The sequence below is a fragment of the Klebsiella sp. V115_8 genome, assembly GCF_029967715.1.
GTDB lineage: Bacteria > Pseudomonadota > Gammaproteobacteria > Enterobacterales > Enterobacteriaceae > Klebsiella > Klebsiella quasipneumoniae.
This window is the reverse complement of the sequence record NZ_JASCAR010000043.1, coordinates 156676-176236: the sequence shown is the minus strand read 5'-3', so window position 1 is coordinate 176236 and position 19561 is coordinate 156676. Positions and strand designations below refer to the sequence as shown.

At 54.9% G+C, this 19561-nt stretch carries 18 protein-coding genes; 13 read left to right on the top strand and 5 right to left on the bottom strand.

Annotation, left to right across the window (positions count from 1 at the left end):
- Window positions 1–126 precede the first annotated feature (126 nt).
- On the bottom strand, window positions 127–375 hold the full coding sequence (locus QLG03_RS20350; RefSeq protein ID WP_072413883.1) for an AlpA family phage regulatory protein: 249 nt from the start codon (window positions 373–375) through the stop codon (window positions 127–129).
- Window positions 376–1312: 937 nt separating this feature from the next.
- Here QLG03_RS20350 and QLG03_RS20345 point away from each other — a divergent pair.
- Both QLG03_RS20345 and uraH read left to right on the top strand, forming a co-directional pair.
- Complete coding sequence (locus QLG03_RS20345; protein WP_048296911.1) at window positions 1313–1606, top strand: hypothetical protein; 294 nt, start codon at window positions 1313–1315, stop codon at window positions 1604–1606.
- A gap of 394 nt (window positions 1607–2000) precedes the next feature.
- Window positions 2001–2402, top strand: coding sequence for a hydroxyisourate hydrolase (gene uraH, locus QLG03_RS20340; RefSeq protein ID WP_008805473.1), 402 nt, complete (start codon window positions 2001–2003; stop codon window positions 2400–2402).
- 78 nt (window positions 2403–2480) lie between these two features.
- Here the strand turns inward: uraH and QLG03_RS20335 are convergent, their stop codons facing one another.
- Window positions 2481–2651, bottom strand: coding sequence for an ATP-NAD kinase (locus QLG03_RS20335; RefSeq protein ID WP_087827749.1), 171 nt, complete (start codon window positions 2649–2651; stop codon window positions 2481–2483).
- 324 nt (window positions 2652–2975) lie between these two features.
- Between QLG03_RS20335 and QLG03_RS20330 the strand changes: the two genes are divergently transcribed.
- Entirely contained in the window at window positions 2976–3116 is a 141-nt protein-coding gene (locus QLG03_RS20330) for a hypothetical protein (protein WP_044521369.1), read from the top strand.
- A 45-nt stretch (window positions 3117–3161) separates the two neighbouring features.
- Window positions 3162–4466, top strand: a complete 1305-nt coding sequence (locus QLG03_RS20325) for a citrate synthase (protein ID WP_085551193.1) — start codon at window positions 3162–3164, stop codon at window positions 4464–4466.
- Window positions 4467–4538: 72 nt separating this feature from the next.
- Here QLG03_RS20325 and QLG03_RS20320 read toward each other — a convergent pair whose 3' ends face one another.
- Window positions 4539–5405 carry a GNAT family N-acetyltransferase gene (locus tag QLG03_RS20320; RefSeq protein WP_023288676.1) on the bottom strand — a complete coding sequence of 289 codons (867 nt, stop codon included), beginning with the start codon at window positions 5403–5405 and terminating at the stop codon, window positions 4539–4541.
- Between the two features lie 508 nt (window positions 5406–5913).
- Here QLG03_RS20320 and QLG03_RS20315 point away from each other — a divergent pair.
- The 7 genes from QLG03_RS20315 (at window position 5914) to lysS (ending at window position 16392) form a co-directional block, all read left to right on the top strand.
- Window positions 5914–6834: a Kdo(2)-lipid IV(A) acyltransferase gene (locus QLG03_RS20315; RefSeq protein ID WP_023288677.1), complete on the top strand. Its 921-nt coding sequence runs from the start codon at window positions 5914–5916 to the stop codon at window positions 6832–6834.
- Between the two features lie 100 nt (window positions 6835–6934).
- On the top strand, window positions 6935–7207 hold the full coding sequence (locus tag QLG03_RS20310) for a DUF1471 domain-containing protein (protein WP_002892402.1): 273 nt from the start codon (window positions 6935–6937) through the stop codon (window positions 7205–7207).
- A gap of 290 nt (window positions 7208–7497) precedes the next feature.
- Window positions 7498–9066 carry a lysine decarboxylation/transport transcriptional activator CadC gene (cadC, locus tag QLG03_RS20305; RefSeq protein ID WP_101976196.1) on the top strand — a complete coding sequence of 523 codons (1569 nt, stop codon included), beginning with the start codon at window positions 7498–7500 and terminating at the stop codon, window positions 9064–9066.
- A 365-nt stretch (window positions 9067–9431) separates the two neighbouring features.
- Entirely contained in the window at window positions 9432–10766 is a 1335-nt protein-coding gene (cadB, locus tag QLG03_RS20300) for a cadaverine/lysine antiporter (protein WP_023288679.1), read from the top strand.
- A gap of 82 nt (window positions 10767–10848) precedes the next feature.
- A complete protein-coding gene (cadA, locus tag QLG03_RS20295) occupies window positions 10849–12996 on the top strand; it encodes a lysine decarboxylase CadA (RefSeq protein WP_023288680.1) in 2148 nt (715 codons plus the stop codon).
- 59 nt (window positions 12997–13055) lie between these two features.
- Window positions 13056–14531 (top strand): dipeptide permease DtpD, encoded by a 1476-nt coding sequence (dtpD, locus tag QLG03_RS20290; RefSeq protein ID WP_117135844.1) that lies wholly within the window; start codon window positions 13056–13058, stop codon window positions 14529–14531.
- 343 nt (window positions 14532–14874) lie between these two features.
- On the top strand, window positions 14875–16392 hold the full coding sequence (gene lysS, locus QLG03_RS20285; RefSeq protein WP_004202393.1) for a lysine--tRNA ligase: 1518 nt from the start codon (window positions 14875–14877) through the stop codon (window positions 16390–16392).
- 76 nt (window positions 16393–16468) lie between these two features.
- Here lysS and QLG03_RS20280 read toward each other — a convergent pair whose 3' ends face one another.
- Window positions 16469–16894, bottom strand: a complete 426-nt coding sequence (locus QLG03_RS20280) for a hypothetical protein (protein WP_117135899.1) — start codon at window positions 16892–16894, stop codon at window positions 16469–16471.
- Window positions 16895–17340: 446 nt separating this feature from the next.
- Window positions 17341–17469: a hypothetical protein gene (locus QLG03_RS20275; RefSeq protein WP_254915157.1), complete on the bottom strand. Its 129-nt coding sequence runs from the start codon at window positions 17467–17469 to the stop codon at window positions 17341–17343.
- Between QLG03_RS20275 and iolE the strand changes: the two genes are divergently transcribed.
- Together iolE and QLG03_RS20265 are read left to right on the top strand one after the other, a co-directional pair.
- Window positions 17468–18388, top strand: coding sequence for a myo-inosose-2 dehydratase (gene iolE, locus QLG03_RS20270; RefSeq protein ID WP_064157809.1), 921 nt, complete (start codon window positions 17468–17470; stop codon window positions 18386–18388). The genes QLG03_RS20275 and iolE overlap by 2 nt on opposite strands.
- A complete protein-coding gene (locus QLG03_RS20265; protein WP_023288684.1) occupies window positions 18385–19557 on the top strand; it encodes a Gfo/Idh/MocA family oxidoreductase in 1173 nt (390 codons plus the stop codon). Before iolE ends, QLG03_RS20265 begins: the two co-directional genes overlap by 4 nt.
- The last annotated feature ends 4 nt before the right edge of the window (window positions 19558–19561 follow it).

Sequence of the window (19561 nt, the reverse complement as noted above, 5' to 3'; positions counted from 1 at the left end):
CTTATGGTCTCAAGGGTGGCCGGCATCAAGCTGGCTACTATCTTCTGCGTTATATCCGCCGGCGAGAGCTGCTGGCGAACGTATCGCCCGGTGCAGAGGATCTGCGTAAGCAATGTGCCAACTGCATCACGTTGCCTTACTTACCGGGCGAGAAACTCTCTTGTCAACAGGTGGCTTTTTTCCACCAAAATTACCGGTGTTTGTTGCCTTTCTTTCGTCAAGCCACTGTTCGACCTCATCTCCATCCCAGGCACAGCGTCCGTCGGTAATATAAAAGCGTTTTGGGAACTGACCGTTGTGTTCAAGACGGTCGATAGTACTCATCGATAACGGTACCACCAGCAACAACTCTTTCCTACCAAAAGCTTTTTTCATTAATTAATTCAACCATATGTATTAAAAATGGTGAGGTTTTTAGCAAGTGGCGTATCAGAAATGCAGAGGATTACTCCTGGTTATGTGCCGATGTAGATTCAATCGTCCAGATATCATCCACTTGTTGTCCAATGATCAAGGAGTGGCGTAAGAGAATCAGTGATCAGCGGCAGAACGTATGATTTTGGCGTTTGAAACATCGCAAATGTTGGTTCAATCCACAATTTGTTGGTTCAAAATCAGGTGGTGTTGGTTCAATTTTTTTAAAAATACTCAACCAAAACAATGGTCTTTACGTTTTGAGGCAACTGAACCAACCGAACCAACACATTTTGCATGCATATAGAGAAATTTTTCCGCACATAAATTTTGCTGCGATTTTGTGCCGGTGGGTATTTCCGACAAGTGAAGAGGTGCTATGAGTTCAAAATTGCACGAAAAATGTCCAATGTTCATCTATAGAAAATTTTATGGGGGTACATTTGGGGGTATATATAATTCTTTGAACTCATTTAATTTAATTAAATCAGTGAGTTGATATATTATATTTAATCCTGTAGGTGCCATTTTGAATCAAAACGTTATACTAATCTTCATCCAGACTATTTTCCTCTCTGTGTCGTCTTTGTGTCGCTGGCGGCAAAAATGGCGTCATTGTCTTGGGGCTAGCGTCTCACACGTTACTATCGCTGGATAGCGATTTTCCGTAATCTGGTCACCTTATTGATTAATTTCATTTTCTGAAAAATATTTCTTTCTGCAATAAATGTTTGCAGGCAAATAATAAACAGGCTAACACTCTTCATAACTTTAATTTATGCTACCGGGGCTAGGTATCGCATTTTAAGCTGGCGCGAATGACAGTTGCTAAAGATCAATATTCAATACTTTTTGAAAGCATACCCTCGATGTTCATCTTCGACCTGGAAAGATCCAAATGAACATCAAATTCGTCACCATCTCCGTATTCGCTGTTGTGTTTGTCTTTGCATCAGATATTTCTATCGCCAAATCGAATGCCTTAAGCGATGATCAGGTCAGGCAAAGAATTATTGATGACTCTGTCGCATCCTACCCCGGCACCTGTGCCTGTCCCTTCAATACCGCGCGGAACGGCAGCTCGTGCGGTGGCCGCAGTGCCTGGAGCAAAGCGGGTGGGTATTCACCCATTTGCTACAAGAAAGAGGTAACAAAGGAGATGGTGAAGGCGTGGCGACAAGAGAATCAATGATAATAATTAATATCTGCGCCAGGTGATTATTTCCACTGGAATAGTCGTTTAAATAATATTAAATGATTATTTCGAATACGGCAGGCCATTTTCAGTGAGCACTGTTCTGTTAGAGGGGGGGAGAGGCCACGGCGTATATTCTTTAACCTTGTGATATTTGACCCGAGCTAATCTATTTCCCCTCTCTGACAGTTTAAGTGCCCCGTATCCTGTTACGCAGAGCACGGGGTTACTTACACATAAGACACTTCCTCTTCTCACGACAAAACCGGTTTGGCGTGTTGTGTATGGGGACAGTCCCCATCACCGCAATCTGATAACAAAAAGTTTAATTTTTTTCCCCGCCGCGCTGACTATAGTTAGGGCACTTTCACTTGCCCAAAAGGTCACGATTATGAAATTAGTTATCGCCTCCGTAATTTCCCTGCTCAGCTTCAGCGCGCTGGCGGCGCCAGAGGGCACGCTCAGCGTACACATTCTTAATCAGCAAACCGGGCTCCCTTCGCCGGGGGTGCAGATTGAGCTGGATAAGCAGCAAGGGGAGAGCTGGCAGCATATTGCCACCGGCAAAACGGATGCCGATGGGCGGATTAAATCGCTCTATCCGCAGGCGGAAAATATGGAGCCGGGGGTGTATAAAGTGACGTTTAAAACTGGTGACTATTTTAAAAGCCAAAACATGAATACGTTCTTCCCGGTGGTTCCGGTTATTTTCAATGTCACAAAGCAAAATCAAAAACTGCATATCCCGCTGCTGCTCAGTCAGTACGGATACTCTACCTACCGCGGCAGCTGATAACTCAAGCCGTTATCCAGCCAACGCCTGCGCGTCTCCCGCAGGCGTCACCCTTTCCCAGCACAACGACGCCCACGCCTAACGCTTGGTCTCTGTCTCTTTAAAATGGTTAACGGCTTCGTCGTACATCGCCAGCAGGCCGGAAATATCGCCTTCATATTGCGGCACGCGCTGGGCGCGAACGAGCTCAATTATCAGCGCATAGGCTGCTTCTTCCGGGGCCGCATGTGGGTTGATCAGTCCAGACATATCACCTCCTTAACAGTGGGCCTTTAGCTTACCCCTCGCCGGGAAACCGCAACAGCCTGATATGCGACCAGTACTTCTTGTATGACTCTGCTGAAACTTCAGAGGCGAAGACCACGGCGGAAATCCATTGAATGAGGCGTTATCCAGGCCACTGGCGTGGCGGTTAGCACTGCGTCTACACCGGTAGCAGGCTCATCATCAGCCAGGCGATAGCGATGCAGATGAGGGTCATCGACAGCACAAAATTCATGGTAGCTCCTCTTCATCCTTTCTTTACTCAGCGTAAATTTTGACAGCGCTGATCGCCTTTATCCTTGGCGATTTGTGCCGCTATCCAGCGGTGGGGTGGGGAAAGACGGCCTGTTTCCCCGGGCAGGCCAGCAAAATATCCTCTTTGTCAGCGTTATAGTGATGACATCAATGAATAAGCTGCATCACATTGGTTATGTTGGTCTTTCCGCCTGAAGAATGACTTCAGGTCGCTGATAAGCTGCTGGGGGAACTGACAGGATGAGCACCACACCGTTAACGCTTTCTATTGCCGGGCAACCGACGCCCATCACCCTGCCGCAGGTGCCGGGAAGCCGGGGCCACGTGGGGGTCGACATACGCGAGCTGAATCAGTCCGGATTCTGCAGCTACGACCCCGGCTTCGCCAACACCGCCGGATGCCAGTCGGCGATCTCGTGGATCGATACGGAAAACAGCGTGCTGCTGCACCGCGGCTATCCGGTGGACCAGCTGGCCCGCCAGTGTGATTTTCTCGAGGTGGCGTACATCATGCTGCGGGGCGACGCGCCGGATGAGGCCAGCTATCAAACGTTTCGCGAGACCATCACCCGCCATACCCTGGTGCATGAGCAGATAGCCCGCATGTGCAGCGGCTTTCGTCGCGATTCGCACCCGATGGCGCTGATGTGCGCCCTGGTGGGGGCGCTGGCGGCGTTCTATCATGATGTCCTGGATGTGGAAAATCCGGAGCACCGGGCGCTGGCCGCCACGCGGCTGCTGTCGAAAATGCCCACTATCGCCGCCATGAGCTACAAGTACACCATTGAACAACCCGCCGCGTATCCGCGCAACGATCTCTCCTATGCCGGCAATTTCCTGCAGATGCTGTTTGCTATCCCGGCCGAGAAGTACGTCCTCAATCCGGTCATCGAACAGGCGATGAACCAGATCCTGGTCCTGCATGCCGATCACGGGCAGTGTGCCTCCACCACCACGGTGCGCGCGGCGGGCTCCTCCGGGGCGAACTTATTCGCCTGCGTCGCCGCCGGGCTAGCGTCGCTGTGGGGACCGATGCACGGCGGCGCCAATGAGTCGAGCATGCGGATGCTGGAAGAGATTGAAAGCGTCGATCAGGTTCCGGCGTTTCTGCGTCAGGCAAAACGCGACCCGCAGGCATTTCGCCGCCTCGGTTTTGGCAACTCACGCTACCGTCACCGCGACCCGCGCGCCGATATCCTGCGTGAAACCAGCCATCGGGTACTGGCGGAGGTAGGAATGTCCGACCGTCTGCTGCAGGTGGCGATGGCCCTTGAGGACGTGGCGCTGACCGACCCCTACTTTGTGGAAAATGGCCTGTCGCCGAGCGTGGATTTTTATACCGCGGTGATCCTCAAGGCGATGAATCTGCCTTCGTCGATGTTTGCGGTGGTCACCGCGGTCGGACGGACGGTCGGCTGGGTGGCGCACTGGAACGAGATGCACCAGGCGCCGCTGACCATCTACCGGCCACGGCAGATTTATGTTGGCGAGGACTATCGGGATTACGTCTCACGGCGCGGCGAGCCGCCGAGCGACTCGCGTTGACAGCGGGCGAGGCGAACGCCAGCGCGACCTTCGTGGTGACCTATAACTGATCGGCCTGACGGCGCGGCGCCGTCAGGCATGCGCCAGTAAAGGAAACATCAACTTCCTGTCTTTAAACAGGTTTTCCTTGTGGTCATAGACAAAGAGGATATCTTCTCCCTCAATCTTCTCGTACTCGCCGAGCCGGTCTTCATTGGGGGTAAAACCGAGGATGGCCTGGTAAACATGGTCATCGGCCAGCTCGTTGACCAGCGTCGACAGGCTTTTGCCCGTGTCGCAGAACAGGTCAAAGCAGATCAGCACCGGGCCGTTTTGCATGGCGATAACCACCGCCTCATTTTTTGCCGAATAGTAAACGAAATGCTTCATAAAGGCGGAGCAGTAAAACATCAGCAGGCCAAAGTTGTGCTCCACCCGCAGCGGTGAGAACGGGTTGGATTTTTCATAGTAATGGCGGAGCAGGGCGACATCGTCCGCGCGGTCCATATCCAGTTTGCGAAAATCACCGGCGCGCGGAGAGACCGGCATAATATATTGATGCTCTTCGCTGCGGGTGAAACCAAATTTGGGGTAAAAATCCACCGTGGTGGGATTGGCAAATAAAAAGAAGGCGTCCGCCTCCTGCTGCCAGTCCTGCAGGATGTGATGGATAAGCTGACCGGCTAGTCCCTTATTACGGTGGTCCGGTTCGGTCATCACGGTGCCAATCTGAATATAACGCCGGGGTTCGCCCTGCCAGCGCAGATCGATGATGTTGGCCGAGGCGTTAGCGATAATTTTATTACGTTCGACAAAGGCGTAGGGGATATAGGCGTCAGTCCAGTAACCTTGTTGATACCACTCTTCAAAAGACAGGTCGAAAGTCTTAACGGCAAGGTCAATGAAGCTTTTTCTTAATGTGTTATTTTCTCTGACTTGCTTCACTAATTGATAATTCATTGTCATAGTTCCTTCTCACTATGGCTTCTGAAAGCGACGACGTCGGCAAAGGCACTTGCGTCGAATGAGCGCTGTAAACGTAGCATATCTGGGAAAAGGATCCGCATTGGTGATGCTTAACCTTTGCCCGAGTCACAAATAACCGCATGCTGGCCATGTTAGACCGGGCGAAACGGCCTGTTTGCGTTGGCTATCGCCATAATAAAGCGTGAGTAAAAAAGCATTGAGCGAGAGGCTGAGGATAAGGTACTGGCGATTTTATCGGCAATCGGCCGCGTCGTAGAGGTTAGGTTTATTTATTTATGCACAAATCAGGAAATTTTACGCTAAGTGTCTAATACGAGAGTAACCCCAGCGCAAGGGCTGAAATTATCATGGAATCGGCTTATAATAACGCGCTTTGTGACTGAGTATTACCGCACGAATTGGAAAAATATAACCTGCAGGATCCGCTACTTTATTTCGCGGTTTTTGCTCAGCTATTATTGAGTGAATTAACAGGATTACTATGTCAAATTTACCCAAATTTTCCCGCGCGCTATTGCACCCGCGTTACTGGCTATTATGGCTGGGAATTGGCTTGTTATGGCTGCTGGTGCAATTACCGTATCCGGTGATCTACCGACTGGGCACGGCGCTCGGGCGGCTGGCAATGCGGGTGATGAAAAGTCGCGCGCGGATTGCCAGACGTAATCTGGAACTCTGTTTTCCCGCGATGAGCGTCGCCGAGCGTGAGGCGCTGCTGGTGAAAAACTTTGAATCGTTGGGCATGGGGCTGATGGAGACCGGCATGGCCTGGTTCTGGCCGACGCACCGGGTGGCGCGCTGGACCGAGACCAGCGGCGTGAACGAGGTGGTCGACCTCCTCGAACAAAAGCAGGGCATCTTACTGATCGGCATTCATTTTCTCACCCTCGAGATGGGGGCGCGGATGTATGGCATGTTTACCCCGGGCATCGGCGTCTACCGGCCCAATGATAACCCGCTGATTGACTGGCTGCAGACCTGGGGACGCTTGCGCTCGAACAAGACCATGCTGGATCGAAAAAATCTGAAAGGGATGGTCAGGGCGCTGAAAGAGGGGGAGATCCTCTGGTACGCGCCGGATCATGATTACGGCCCGGCCAGCAGCGTTTTTGCGCCGCTGTTTGCCGTCGAGCAGGCGGCGACCACCACCGGCACCTGGATGCTGGCGAAAATGTCCGGAGCGACGATTGTGCCGTTTGTTCCCCGACGCAAGCCCAACGGTAGGGGATATGAGTTGATCTCCCTGACGCCGGAGCGCACGCCGCCGCTGGCAAGCGCCGAGGTGACGGCGGCGTGGATGAACCAGATTATTGAACAGTGCATCCTGATGGCGCCCGAGCAATATATGTGGCTGCACCGGCGTTTTAAGACCCGCCCGGAAGGGGTGCCGCCGCGTTACTAAACGCTGCGGCCAAAAAATCAGCGCATCGGTAGCACGCTTAGTAAATCGCCGTCTATACTGAAAGGGCCTGACTGAAGGCCTATTCCAAGGAGATTTTAGGATGAAAAAAGTGATAGTCGCGTTAGCCCTTTCAGCCGTTGCATTTGGCGCCTCCGCCGCGCAGTTGATCACCAAAGAAGAAGTGAAACACTTCAAACTGACCAAGGTCGGACCGATCTCGGTGGGGCCGTCCGGCGGTGAGTTCTCTTCGCCCTCCGATCTGCACGATCAGCTCTCTAAGCTGGCCGATGAGAAAGGCGGAAAGTACTACGTGATTACTGCTGCGCGTGAGCATGGCCCTAACTTTGAAGCCACAGCGGAAGTGTATAAATAATCGATTGTGCCGCTGCCGTAACGGCACGCCACTGACTGAGCCTGGAGCGCGTTACGCCTCCGGGCTTATTTTTTTTCCGCCGCCCGCGTTCCACCGGCTAAGCGACAGCGAAAACGCATTTTTATCGCTATATATAGTTTTGATGATCACGATGTTAATGAAATATTGCTTTTTATTGTCGCTAAAAGGCGAATTCCAGCCTAATGCCTGAGGGAGTGACCCCTGGCAAAAATAGGTAGGACAAATGTGTTATCATCGCGCCTTTCCCTTTTTGTCTGGGGCTTTCTTGTATGCTACAACCTGTTGTTCGCGTCGGTGAATGGCTGGTAACCCCCTCTGTAAACCAAATCAGCAGGAAGGGGCGCCAGCTTACCCTTGAACCGCGTTTAATCGACCTCCTGGTCTTTTTTGCTCGCCATCCGGGGGAAGTGCTTAGCCGGGACGAGCTTATCGAAAACGTCTGGACCCGGAACGTTGTGACCAGCCACGTCGTCACGCAGAGTATTTCCGAACTGCGCAAGTCGCTCAAAGACGGCGACGACGTTAGCCTTGAGTACATCGCGACGGTACCCAAACGGGGGTATAAGCTCACGGTGCCGGTGATCTGGTGCACCGAAGAGGGGGAGGAACTCGCCCCGCAGATGGAGGCGCTGACGCCTTCGCCATCGGTCGCCGCTCCCGCGCCGCCGGCTGCCGGTGCGCCGCCGGACGCGCCCATCTCCACCGCCGCTCCCGCCGCGCCAGCTCCCGCGCCGACAGGTGCCAGCGCGCCGTCAGTGCGTAAACGGCTCACCACCGCCCTGGTGTGGGGGCTGTTTCTGCTGGCGCTGGGCACCTGCGTGGCGCTGGTGGCGCTGTCGAGCATGGAATCGCGGCCGCCGGTCAACAAAGCGCGCCTGCTACTCAACCCGCGCGATATCGATATCCACCTGGTCAATGGTAACTCCTGCGCCAACTGGTCTTCGCAGCACTCCTACGCGGTCGGCCTGGCCAGCCTGATCACCACCTCGCTGAACACCTTCTCGACCTTTATGGTGCATGACAAAACAGACTACAACATCAATGAGCCGAGCAGTTCCGGTAAAACGCTGACCATTGAATTCGTCAATCAGCGCCACTACCGGGCGCAGCAATGCTTTATGTCGGTCCAGCTGGTGGATAACGCCGACAGCTCGACGATGCTCGATAAGCGCTACTTTGTGACCAATGACAACCAGCTCACCATCCAGAATGATCTGATGAACAGCCTGTCGGACGCGCTGGCGCAGCCGTGGCCGGCGCGAATGCAGGCGATGCTCAGGCAATATCAGCCCTCGCAAAGCGTGGCGTTAACCTATTTCTACCAGTCGCATCAGCTGTTAATGAAGGGCGATGTTGACTCATTAAGCAAGGCCAGCAGCCTGCTGGATGATGTGATTAAGCGGGCGCCTGATTTTATTTACGCGTATGCCGAAAAAACGCTGGTGGATGTATTACGCCATTCGCAACAGCCGCTGGATGATAAACAGCTGGCAGCCCTTTACAGCGAAGTTGAGCGGGTAGGGGAGATGCCGGGTATAAAAGATATGGCGATTTATTATCAAATAAACGCAGTGGATTTGCTGGGGAAGGGAAAAGTTGACGAAGCGAACACAGCGATTAACCACGCGATCGATTTAGAGATGTCGTGGCTGAATTACGTGCTGTTAGGCAAAGTCTATGAGATGAAAGGTGAGAACCGGCTGGCAGCGGATTCTTACATTACGGCGTTTAATTTACGACCCGGTGGAGACACATTGTACTGGATTGAAAACGGAGTTTTCCAGACGTCGGTCAACCGGGTTGTTCCGTATCTCGATAATTTCCTCTCTTCAGAATAAGTAAACCCTCATCATGCGAAAGGTTTTTGGCATGATGAGGTTAAATTTATGTTTCTCATGAAGCCTCCTGTTGTTATTTATATTTAGCATTCAGGAGGCTTTGAATAACAGTTCAGTAACACATCGCATCTCATCTAAGTTCATGTAAAACAACAATGTTTATCTTTTTCTGACACCCTGTTGTCATGTTTATATGTTAAGCGAAAAAGGTCAAAATATCATTTGTCTGATGTTTGTTGTTATTTCACTTTATCTTTAGGACTTATCTCGTACAAATCAGTAATCTTGTTGGCAGTTGGTCGGGTCAATTAATGGTTCTGTATCATGATCTGTACCTCCCAAATAAACTTAGGAGAAAAACAACCATGAGTTCTGCCAAGAAGATCGGGCTATTTGCCTGTACCGGTGTCGTCGCCGGTAATATGATGGGGAGCGGTATTGCATTATTACCTGCGAACCTGGCCAGCATCGGTGGTATTGCCATTTGGGGCTGGGTAATTTCAATTATTGGTGCGATGTCTCTGGCTTATGTTTATGCCCGACTGGCCACTAAAAACCCGCAGCAGGGTGGTCCCATTGCTTACGCAGGGGAAATATCTCCGGCATTCGGTTTCCAGACCGGTGTACTTTATTATCACGCAAACTGGATTGGTAACCTGGCTATCGGGATTACCGCAGTTTCTTATCTGTCTACGTTCTTCCCTATTTTAAATAACCCGGTGCCAGCAGGGATTGCCTGTATTGCCATCGTGTGGATCTTTACTTTCGTTAATATGCTCGGCGGGACCTGGGTCAGCCGTCTGACCACCATTGGTCTGGTGCTGGTGCTTATTCCGGTAGTCATGACCGCGGTCGTCGGCTGGCACTGGTTTGATGTCGCTACCTATCAGGCGAACTGGAACACCTCCAGCACCACCGATAGCCACGCGGTCATCAAAAGTATCCTGCTCTGCCTGTGGGCCTTCGTTGGCGTAGAATCTGCCGCCGTGAGTACCGGGATGGTGAAAAACCCGAAACGTACCGTGCCGCTGGCCACCATGCTGGGTACCGCGATGGCCGGTATCGTCTACATCGCCGCGACTCAGGTTATCGCCGGTATGTATCCTGCTTCTCAGATGGCAGCGTCCGGTGCGCCGTTCGCGATTAGCGCCTCCACCATCCTCGGCGGCTGGGCTGCGCCGATGGTATCCGCTTTCACCGCCTTCGCCTGCCTGACGTCTCTGGGCTCGTGGATGATGCTGGTTGGCCAGGCGGGTGTGCGTGCCGCCAACGATGGCAACTTCCCGAAAGTGTATGGCGAAGTCGATAGCAACGGTATCCCGAAAAAAGGCCTGCTGCTGGCCGCGGTGAAAATGACCGCGCTGATGGTGCTGATTACCCTGATGAACTCCGCCGGTGGTAAAGCCTCTGACCTGTTCGGCGAACTGACCGGTATCGCGGTACTGCTGACCATGCTGCCTTACTTCTACTCCTGTGTTGACCTGATTCGTTTCGAAGGCATCAACATCCGTAACTTCGTCAGCCTGATTTGTTCGGTACTGGGTTGCGTGTTCTGCTTCATCGCGCTGATGGGCGCAAGCTCCTTCGAACTGGCCGGCACCTTTATCGTTAGCCTGATTATCCTGATGTTCTACGGTCGCAAAATGCACCAGCGCCAGAGCAACGCATCGGATAGCAACAGCCCCGCTAACGCGCACTAATCAGTAACCCTTTTTCCTGAGGCTCCTTCCATCACCTGTCATAGCGCGACGGGAGGGGCTTTCTACATCTGGAGATTTGACTATGAACGTTATTGCAATCATGAATCACATGGGGGTTTACTTCAAAGAAGAACCCATCCGTGAACTGCATCGTGCTCTCGAACGCCTGGACTTCCGCATTGTCTACCCGAACGACCGTGACGACTTATTAAAACTGATCGAAAACAACTCTCGTCTGTGCGGCGTGATCTTCGACTGGGATAAATACAATCTCGAGCTGTGCGAAGAAATCAGCAAAATGAACGAGTACATGCCGCTGTATGCGTTCGCTAACACCTACTCCACGCTGGACGTTAGCCTGAACGATCTGCGCATGCAGGTTCGCTTCTTCGAATATGCGCTGGGCGCTGCGGAAGATATCGCGAACAAAATCAAACAGAACACTGACGAATACATCGACACCATTCTGCCGCCGCTGACCAAAGCGCTGTTCAAATATGTGCGTGAAGGCAAATACACCTTCTGTACCCCGGGCCACATGGGCGGTACCGCCTTCCAGAAAAGCCCGGTAGGCAGCATCTTCTACGATTTCTTTGGCTCCAACACCATGAAATCCGATATCTCGATTTCAGTTTCTGAACTCGGTTCCCTGCTGGACCACAGCGGCCCGCACAAAGAAGCGGAAGAGTATATCGCTCGCGTATTTAACGCCGAACGCAGCTACATGGTGACCAACGGCACCTCGACCGCCAACAAAATCGTCGGTATGTACTCCGCGCCGGCCGGCAGCACCGTGCTGATTGACCGTAACTGCCACAAATCGCTGACCCATCTGATGATGATGAGCGACATTACGCCGATCTACTTCCGTCCGACCCGTAACGCCTACGGCATCCTCGGCGGTATCCCGCAGAGCGAATTCCAGCACGCGACTATCGCCAAGCGTGTGAAAGAGACGCCGAACGCGACCTGGCCGGTACACGCCGTTATCACCAACTCGACTTACGATGGTCTGCTGTACAACACTGACTTCATCAAGAAAACCCTGGATGTGAAATCCATCCACTTTGACTCCGCATGGGTGCCTTACACCAACTTCTCGCCGATCTATGAAGGCAAATGCGGGATGAGCGGCGGCCGCGTCGAAGGGAAAGTGATTTACGAAACCCAGTCCACGCACAAACTGCTGGCGGCGTTCTCCCAGGCATCGATGATTCACGTGAAAGGCGATGTTAACGAAGAGACCTTTAACGAAGCCTACATGATGCACACCACCACCTCCCCGCACTACGGGATCGTGGCGTCCACCGAAACCGCGGCGGCGATGATGAAAGGCAACGCCGGTAAGCGCCTGATCGACGGCTCTATCGAACGTTCCATCAAGTTCCGTAAAGAGATCAAACGTCTGAAAGGCGAGTCTGACGGCTGGTTCTTCGACGTATGGCAGCCGGAACATATCGACGGTCCTGAATGCTGGCCGCTGCGCTCCGACAGCGCATGGCACGGTTTCAAAAACATCGACAACGAGCACATGTATCTCGACCCGATCAAAGTCACTCTGCTGACCCCGGGGATGAAGAAAGACGGCACCATGGATGAGTTCGGTATTCCGGCCAGCATCGTGGCGAAGTATCTCGACGAACACGGCATCGTGGTGGAGAAAACCGGTCCGTACAACCTGCTGTTCCTGTTCAGCATCGGTATCGACAAAACCAAAGCGCTGAGCCTGCTGCGTGCGCTGACCGACTTCAAACGCGCGTTCGACCTGAACCTGCGGGTGAAAAACATGCTGCCGTCGCTGTACCGTGAAGATCCTGAATTCTATGAAAACATGCGTATTCAGGACCTGGCGCAGAACATTCACAAACTGGTTGAGCATCACAACCTGCCGGACCTGATGTTCCGCGCGTTTGAAGTGCTGCCATCCATGGTGATGACCCCGTATGCCGCGTTCCAGAAAGAGCTGCACGGTCAGACGGAAGAAGTGTACCTCGAAGAGATGGTCGGCCGCGTCAATGCCAACATGATCCTGCCGTATCCTCCGGGAGTGCCGCTGGTGATGCCGGGTGAAATGATCACCGAAGAGAGCCGTCCGGTGCTGGAGTTCCTGCAGATGCTGTGCGAAATCGGCGCCCACTATCCGGGCTTCGAAACCGATATCCACGGCGCCTATCGTCAGGCGGATGGTCGTTACACCGTTAAAGTGCTGAAAGAAGAGAATAACAAGTAATAGACGCACATCAGGGAAGTGGCTTGCCACTTCCCTTTTTCACGCTGCAAGGAGAACACATGAAAACACCCTCACAGCCGCGCGCGATTTACTACATCGTTGCGATCCAGATCTGGGAGTACTTCAGCTTTTACGGCATGCGCGCCTTACTCATCCTCTACCTCACCCACCAGCTTGGCTTCGACGACAGCCACGCCATCAGCCTGTTCAGCGCTTACGCCTCTCTGGTTTACGTTACCCCTATTCTTGGCGGCTGGCTTGCCGACCGCCTGCTCGGCAACCGCACGGCGGTGATTGCCGGGGCGCTGTTGATGACCCTCGGCCACGTGGTGCTGGGCGTTGAGTCGACCTCCGCATGGAGCCTGTACGTCGCGCTGGCGATCATTATCTGCGGTTACGGCCTGTTCAAATCCAATATCAGCTGCCTGCTTGGCGAACTTTACGCCCACGACGATCCGCGTCGCGACGGCGGCTTCTCGCTGCTGTACGCCGCCGGCAACGTCGGCTCCATCGCCGCGCCCATCGCCTGCGGGCTGGCGGCTCAGTGGTACGGCTGGCATATCGGCTTCGCCCTGGCGGGGATCGGGATGTTCATCGGCCTGATGATTTTCTTAAGCGGCAGCCGCCACTTCCGGCATACCCGCGGCGTCGATAAACCGGCGCTGCGGGCGGTGAAATTCGTGCTGCCGACCTGGGGCTGGCTGCTGGTGATGCTCTGCCTGGCGCCGGTGTTCTTCACGCTGCTGCTGCAAAACAACTGGTCCGGCTATCTGCTGGCGGTCGTCTGCCTGTTCGCCGCCAAGATGGTGGCGCGGATCATGATCAAAGCCCCGGAGCATCGTCGCGCGCTGTGGCAGATCGTCCTGCTGATGCTTGCCGGGACGCTGTTCTGGGTGCTGGCGCAGCAGGGGGGAAGCTCGATTAGCCTGTTTATCGATCACTTTGTTAACCGCCGCCTGCTGAACTGGGACGTGCCGACGGCGCTGTTCCAGTCGGTTAACGCGGTGGCGGTGATGGCGGCCGGCGTGGCGCTGGCGTGGCTGATGCGCCCGGAAGGCAGCGCGCGTTCGGTGCTGCGCGTCTGGTTGAAATTCGCTTTTGGCCTGCTGCTGATGGGCGGCGGCTTTATGCTGCTGGCGCTCAACGCCCGCCACGGCGCCGCTGAGGGGCAGGCCTCGATGGGCATGATGGTCGCCGGACTGGCGATGATGGGCTTTGCCGAACTGTTTATCGACCCGGTCGCGATGGCGCAAATCACCCGCCTGAACATGCCCGGCGTCACCGGGGTATTGACCGGTATTTATATGCTGGCCACCGGCGCGGTGGCCAACTGGCTGGCCGGCGTGGTCGCCCAGCAGACCACCGAATCGCAAATCAGCGATACGGCGATTGCCGCCTATCAGCATTTCTTCTCGCAGATGGGGGAATGGACCCTCGGCTGCGTGGCGGTGATGGTGGTTATCGCCTTTGCCGCAGCCTGTAGCGTCGGCAAACGCCGCGCGGCGGCTGGCGAGCTTCCCGGCGGCGGCGCCTAGCCCCGTCTGGCGACAGGTCCGGCTTACCGGGCTACAAAATCGTGCTGCCTGGTAGCCCGGCTAAGGCGTTTACGCCGCGAGCCGGGGATAGGTAACCCCAACAGTGGAGCGCAAAGCCGCTCCTTGCACCGTTTACTGAACAGGAGGAGGATATTCTGGCAGGCGCGGAAGCCAACGATAAAAAATACCGTTAGTGAAGGCATAGCTGAGTGAGATCAGCTTGAAGAGAAGCCAGATTCGTTACTCTTGTTCTTCGGTGTGAAGCCGGAGACAGGCCGCGCGGAAGGGTGACCTGGTTCAATTTATCGAAGCTAGTTTGAAAGCAAGGTTATGAGGAACCCATATGTCTGAACAACAAGCACAAGGTGCCGATGAGGCCATTGACCTTAATAATGAACTGAAAACTCGTCGCGAAAAACTGGCTGCGCTGCGTGAGCAGGGCGTAGCTTTCCCCAACGATTTCCGTCGCGATCATACCTCTGACCAATTGCACGCTGAATTCGATGCGAAGGATAACGATGAACTCGCTTCCCTGAACGTTGAAGTTGCGGTGGCCGGCCGGATGATGACCCGCCGCGTGATGGGTAAAGCCTCCTTCGTCACCCTGCAGGACGTCGGCGGCCGTATCCAGTTGTACGTGGCCCGCGATGACCTGCCGGAAGGCGTCTACAACGAACAGTTTAAGAAATGGGACCTTGGCGACATCATCGCCGCCCGCGGCAAGCTGTTCAAAACGCAAACCGGCGAACTCTCCATCCACTGCACCGAGCTGCGCCTGCTGACCAAAGCCCTGCGCCCGCTGCCGGATAAATTCCACGGCCTGCAGGATCAGGAAGTCCGCTATCGCCAGCGCTATCTGGATCTGATCGCTAACGAAGAGTCGCGCCATACGTTCCGCATCCGCTCGCAGATCCTCGCGACCATGCGTCAGTTCATGGTAGCCCGCGGCTTTATGGAAGTGGAAACCCCGATGATGCAGGTGATCCCCGGCGGCGCTTCCGCCCGTCCGTTTATCACGCATCACAACGCGCTGGATCTCGATATGTACCTGCGCATCGCGCCGGAACTGTATCTGAAACGTCTGGTGGTCGGCGGCTTCGAACGCGTGTTTGAAATCAACCGTAACTTCCGCAACGAAGGGATCTCGGTGCGTCATAACCCAGAGTTCACCATGATGGAACTGTACATGGCGTACGCGGACTACAAAGACCTGATCGAGCTGACCGAGTCGCTGTTCCGCACCCTGGCGCAGACGGTGCTGGGCAAAACCGAGGTGCCGTATGGCGACCAGGTGTTTGACTTCGGCAAGCCGTTTGAAAAACTGACCATGCGCGAGGCGATCAAAAAACATCGTCCGGAAACCAACATGGCGGATCTGGATAACTTCGACGCGGCGAAAGCGCTGGCGGAATCTCTCGGTATTCAGGTAGAGAAAAGCTGGGGTCTGGGGCGCATCGTCACCGAAATCTTCGACGAAGTGGCGGAAGCGCACCTCATCCAGCCGACCTTCATCACCGAATACCCGGCGGAAGTCTCCCCGCTGGCGCGCCGTAACGACGTCAACCCGGAAATCACCGACCGCTTCGAGTTCTTCATCGGCGGCCGCGAAATCGGTAACGGTTTCAGCGAGCTGAACGACGCCGAAGACCAGGCGCAGCGTTTCCAGGATCAGGTTAACGCCAAGGCGGCGGGCGATGACGAAGCGATGTTCTATGACGAAGACTACGTCACCGCGCTGGAGTACGGCCTGCCGCCGACCGCCGGTCTGGGCATCGGTATCGACCGGATGGTGATGCTGTTTACCAACAGCCACACCATCCGCGACGTGATCCTCTTCCCGGCGATGCGTCCGCAGAAGTAAACCGTTGCACTCCCTCCCGGCCTGCGCCGGGAGGTTCTTCCTGCATTATCCCCATCCTGTCGGCAGGGCAATGTTATTACAGGACTTTTTGCAACGTGCCGCGCTGGCTGCCGTTTGCCCATACGCCGTTAAAGGCGTCGTTCAGCGTAAAGGCTGAGCTTTTCACCCGGAACGTCAATTTACCCTGGCTGGCTTTCGCATCCTCGACCAGATGATCATGGCTTTTCACCGTTTTAGCGGTGACGGTAATCTCATCAATTTTATTGCCATAGTCAGTATAAACATACCAGGTGCCCACCCAGGGGCCGAAGCCGCTGCTGGCCTGCTGCGCGGCGGCGGCATTCTCGGCTTTGGTTTTATGAATATCGCAGGTGGTTCCGTCGGTCATCTGCGTGCAACCGGAGCGTTCAAGCTGTTCCCGGTATTTCGCGCTAATGGCGTGGGCCGGCGCGGCGGCGACCAGCGCCAGGGTGAGGGTGGTGAAAAGCCAGGTCTTATTCATCTTATTGTTTCTCATCGCGATAGCGGCGCGCATTGTCATAAAGGTTGATATACATTGGTGCATTCTCCAGGGGCGTCCGAATAAATATAACCGCAGCCATTCCTGATAAATAACGAGCAGAAAGGAGAGGGGTTATTTATTTGTAAAAACAACATTACCCTGAGCTTATTTATCACCGTACCTTCCCGCTGCATGTCATATTATTGCAGAGAGAATGTTAAGTAATTGATGTTTTAAAAGGGACTATTTGTCACTTACGCAAATAACAGCAGGCCAGGCCTGGGCGCAGGGCTAAAGCCCGCGCCGCTGCGGTGTTGAGATTTTTTCATATTGCTATCATCATATTTCGAATGAAAGGGATAACCTCTGAAGCGGGTTATTAAGCCAGTAATTTTTATCCGCAAAATAAGCCTGCGGCAAGCATTATTTCCATTTATTTTTCAGGGCTACTCGCGCCAGCGGATATTTCGTCCGCGGCAATGATGGATTTCCATCATTTCTCCGTTTTCATCGCTGGTCGTCGCCTGCTTATAGTGACGGCACACCAGACGACTGGCTGAAAAGGAGATAAACATGGCGACAGAGCACCTGCAGTGGGGCATTAGCCCCCTGTGCTGGACCAACGATGTGCTGGAGGATTTAGGCGGCGATATCCCTCTCGACACGTGTCTGCGCGAGGCGCGGGAGGCGGGGTTTCAGGGAATTGAGTTAGGGCGGAAGTTTCCCCGCCAGGCGGAGACATTGGGGCCTCTGCTGGCGGCGGCTGACCTGCGCCTGGCGTCAGGCTGGTACAGCGGCTTGCTGGCCGACCGCAGCGTGGAAGCGGAGCTGGAGGCGGTGCGGGGCCACGCGCAGCTCCTGCAGCAGCTCGGCGCCAGGGTAATGGTCTATGGCGAGTGCGGGCAACTGCCCGGTGAAACGCCGCTTGATGAGCCGATCTCGCTCTCGCCGCCGTTAAGCCGCGTCAGCCTGACGGCGTATTGCCATAAGCTAAATACCTTTGCCGACCTGCTGCTGCGCGACTACGGCCTCCGGCTGGCCTATCACCACCATCTGATGATGCTGGTGGAGCACGACGACGAGCTGGAGCGGTTTCTGTCCCAGACCCATGACAACGTCGGGCTGGCGTTTGATACCGGACACGCCTTCGTCGCCGGGGTCGATATCCCGCGCGTGCTGGAGAAATATGGTCACCGTATCCGCCACCTGCATCTGAAAGACGTCCGTCCGCAGGTGCTGGGGCGCCTGTATCGCGAAAACCTGAGCTTTAACGAGGCGGTGCGCGCCGGACTGTTTACCATCCCTGGCGACGGCTGCATCGACTATGCGCCGATCCTCAACTTTGCCCGGGACAGCGACTACCGCGGCTGGCTGATTATCGAAGCAGAGCAGGACCCGGCGATGGCGCCGCCGTTTGCCACCGCTCGCCGCGCCTTCGCCTGGCTGGCGCACCACTTCTCGTCCCCGTCATCATCAGAGGAGCACGCATCATGAGCGCGCGGTTAAATATTGGTCTTATCGGCTCCGGTTTTATGGGCCAGGCGCACGCCGACGCTTACCGTCGCGCGGCCATGTTCTATCCCGATCTGCCGAAGCGCCCCTATCTTTACGCGCTGGCGGATCAGGATCAGGCTTTGGCTGAACGTCATGCGGTGAAGCTGGGGGCGGAGAAAGCTTACGGTGACTGGCGCGAACTGGTGAACGATCCGCTGGTGGACGTGGTTGATATTACCTCGCCGAACCATCTGCACTACACGATGGCGATGGCGGCGATCGCGGCGGGTAAACATGTCTATTGCGAGAAACCGCTGGCGGTTAACGAGCAGCAGGCGCAGGAGATGGCGCAGGCGGCCCGGCGCGCGGGGGTGAAGACCATGGTGGCCTTTAACAACATTAAAACCCCGGCGGCGCTGCTGGCAAAGCAGCTTATCGCCCGGGGCGATATTGGCGAACCGGTGCGCTTTCGCGGCACCTTTGATCAGGGGTTTTATAACGACCCGAACCTGCCCTGGTCCTGGCGCTGCTCGAAAACCCTCGGCGGCAGCGGGGCGCTTGGCGACCTCGGCGCCCATACCCTGTCCGTCGCCCAGTTTTTGATGGGCGGGATCCGTGAAGTGACCGCCAGCGCGCAAACCTGCCTGCGCCAGCGTCCGGTGCCACAGACCGATGCCGGGTATGCCAGCCGGGTCGCGGCCGATGCCGAGTGGCGGGAAGTGGAAAATGACGATCAGGTTCAGTGCCTGGTCAATTTCGACAGCGGCGCCGCGGGGGTGATTGAGGCCTCGCGCATCGCCGCCGGGCGCATCTTCGGCGTGTTCTGGGAGGTCTCCGGCACCGAAGGCACGCTGTATATGGACGGGGAGCGCTTTAACGAACTGCAGGTGTATCGCTTCCGGGATGACAAACACGACCGCGGCTTTAAAACGCTGTATGCCGGGAGCCAGATCCCGGCCTATGCCGGCTTCTTCGGCTTCGATTTTGGCGGCGGCGGGCTGGGCTATTTTGACGTCAAGGTGATGGAAGTGCATGACCTGGTGCAGGGGATTTGTGGGGACGACGACTGCTATCCCAGCTTTGAATTTGGTTTACAGAATCAGCGCGTGCTGTCGGCGATTGAAGCCTCGATGGTCAGCCGTCGCTGGGTTAACGTGGTTAAGGATTAAGGAG

Bases quoted from the DNA above. Each gene is read 5' to 3' on its own strand.
- QLG03_RS20350 (WP_072413883.1), bottom strand. From the start codon at position 375: ATGAAAAAAGCTTTTGGTAGGAAAGAGTTGTTGCTGGTGGTACCGTTA.
- QLG03_RS20345 (WP_048296911.1), top strand. From the start codon at position 1,313: ATGAACATCAAATTCGTCACCATCTCCGTATTCGCTGTTGTGTTTGTC.
- uraH (WP_008805473.1), top strand. From the start codon at position 2,001: ATGAAATTAGTTATCGCCTCCGTAATTTCCCTGCTCAGCTTCAGCGCG.
- QLG03_RS20335 (WP_087827749.1), bottom strand. From the start codon at position 2,651: ATGTCTGGACTGATCAACCCACATGCGGCCCCGGAAGAAGCAGCCTAT.
- QLG03_RS20325 (WP_085551193.1), top strand. From the start codon at position 3,162: ATGAGCACCACACCGTTAACGCTTTCTATTGCCGGGCAACCGACGCCC.
- QLG03_RS20320 (WP_023288676.1), bottom strand. From the start codon at position 5,405: ATGAATTATCAATTAGTGAAGCAAGTCAGAGAAAATAACACATTAAGA.
- QLG03_RS20315 (WP_023288677.1), top strand. From the start codon at position 5,914: ATGTCAAATTTACCCAAATTTTCCCGCGCGCTATTGCACCCGCGTTAC.
- QLG03_RS20310 (WP_002892402.1), top strand. From the start codon at position 6,935: ATGAAAAAAGTGATAGTCGCGTTAGCCCTTTCAGCCGTTGCATTTGGC.
- cadC (WP_101976196.1), top strand. From the start codon at position 7,498: ATGCTACAACCTGTTGTTCGCGTCGGTGAATGGCTGGTAACCCCCTCT.
- cadB (WP_023288679.1), top strand. From the start codon at position 9,432: ATGAGTTCTGCCAAGAAGATCGGGCTATTTGCCTGTACCGGTGTCGTC.
- cadA (WP_023288680.1), top strand. From the start codon at position 10,849: ATGAACGTTATTGCAATCATGAATCACATGGGGGTTTACTTCAAAGAA.
- dtpD (WP_117135844.1), top strand. From the start codon at position 13,056: ATGAAAACACCCTCACAGCCGCGCGCGATTTACTACATCGTTGCGATC.
- lysS (WP_004202393.1), top strand. From the start codon at position 14,875: ATGTCTGAACAACAAGCACAAGGTGCCGATGAGGCCATTGACCTTAAT.
- QLG03_RS20280 (WP_117135899.1), bottom strand. From the start codon at position 16,894: ATGAATAAGACCTGGCTTTTCACCACCCTCACCCTGGCGCTGGTCGCC.
- iolE (WP_064157809.1), top strand. From the start codon at position 17,468: ATGGCGACAGAGCACCTGCAGTGGGGCATTAGCCCCCTGTGCTGGACC.
- QLG03_RS20275 (WP_254915157.1), bottom strand. From the start codon at position 17,469: ATGTTTATCTCCTTTTCAGCCAGTCGTCTGGTGTGCCGTCACTATAAG.
- QLG03_RS20265 (WP_023288684.1), top strand. From the start codon at position 18,385: ATGAGCGCGCGGTTAAATATTGGTCTTATCGGCTCCGGTTTTATGGGC.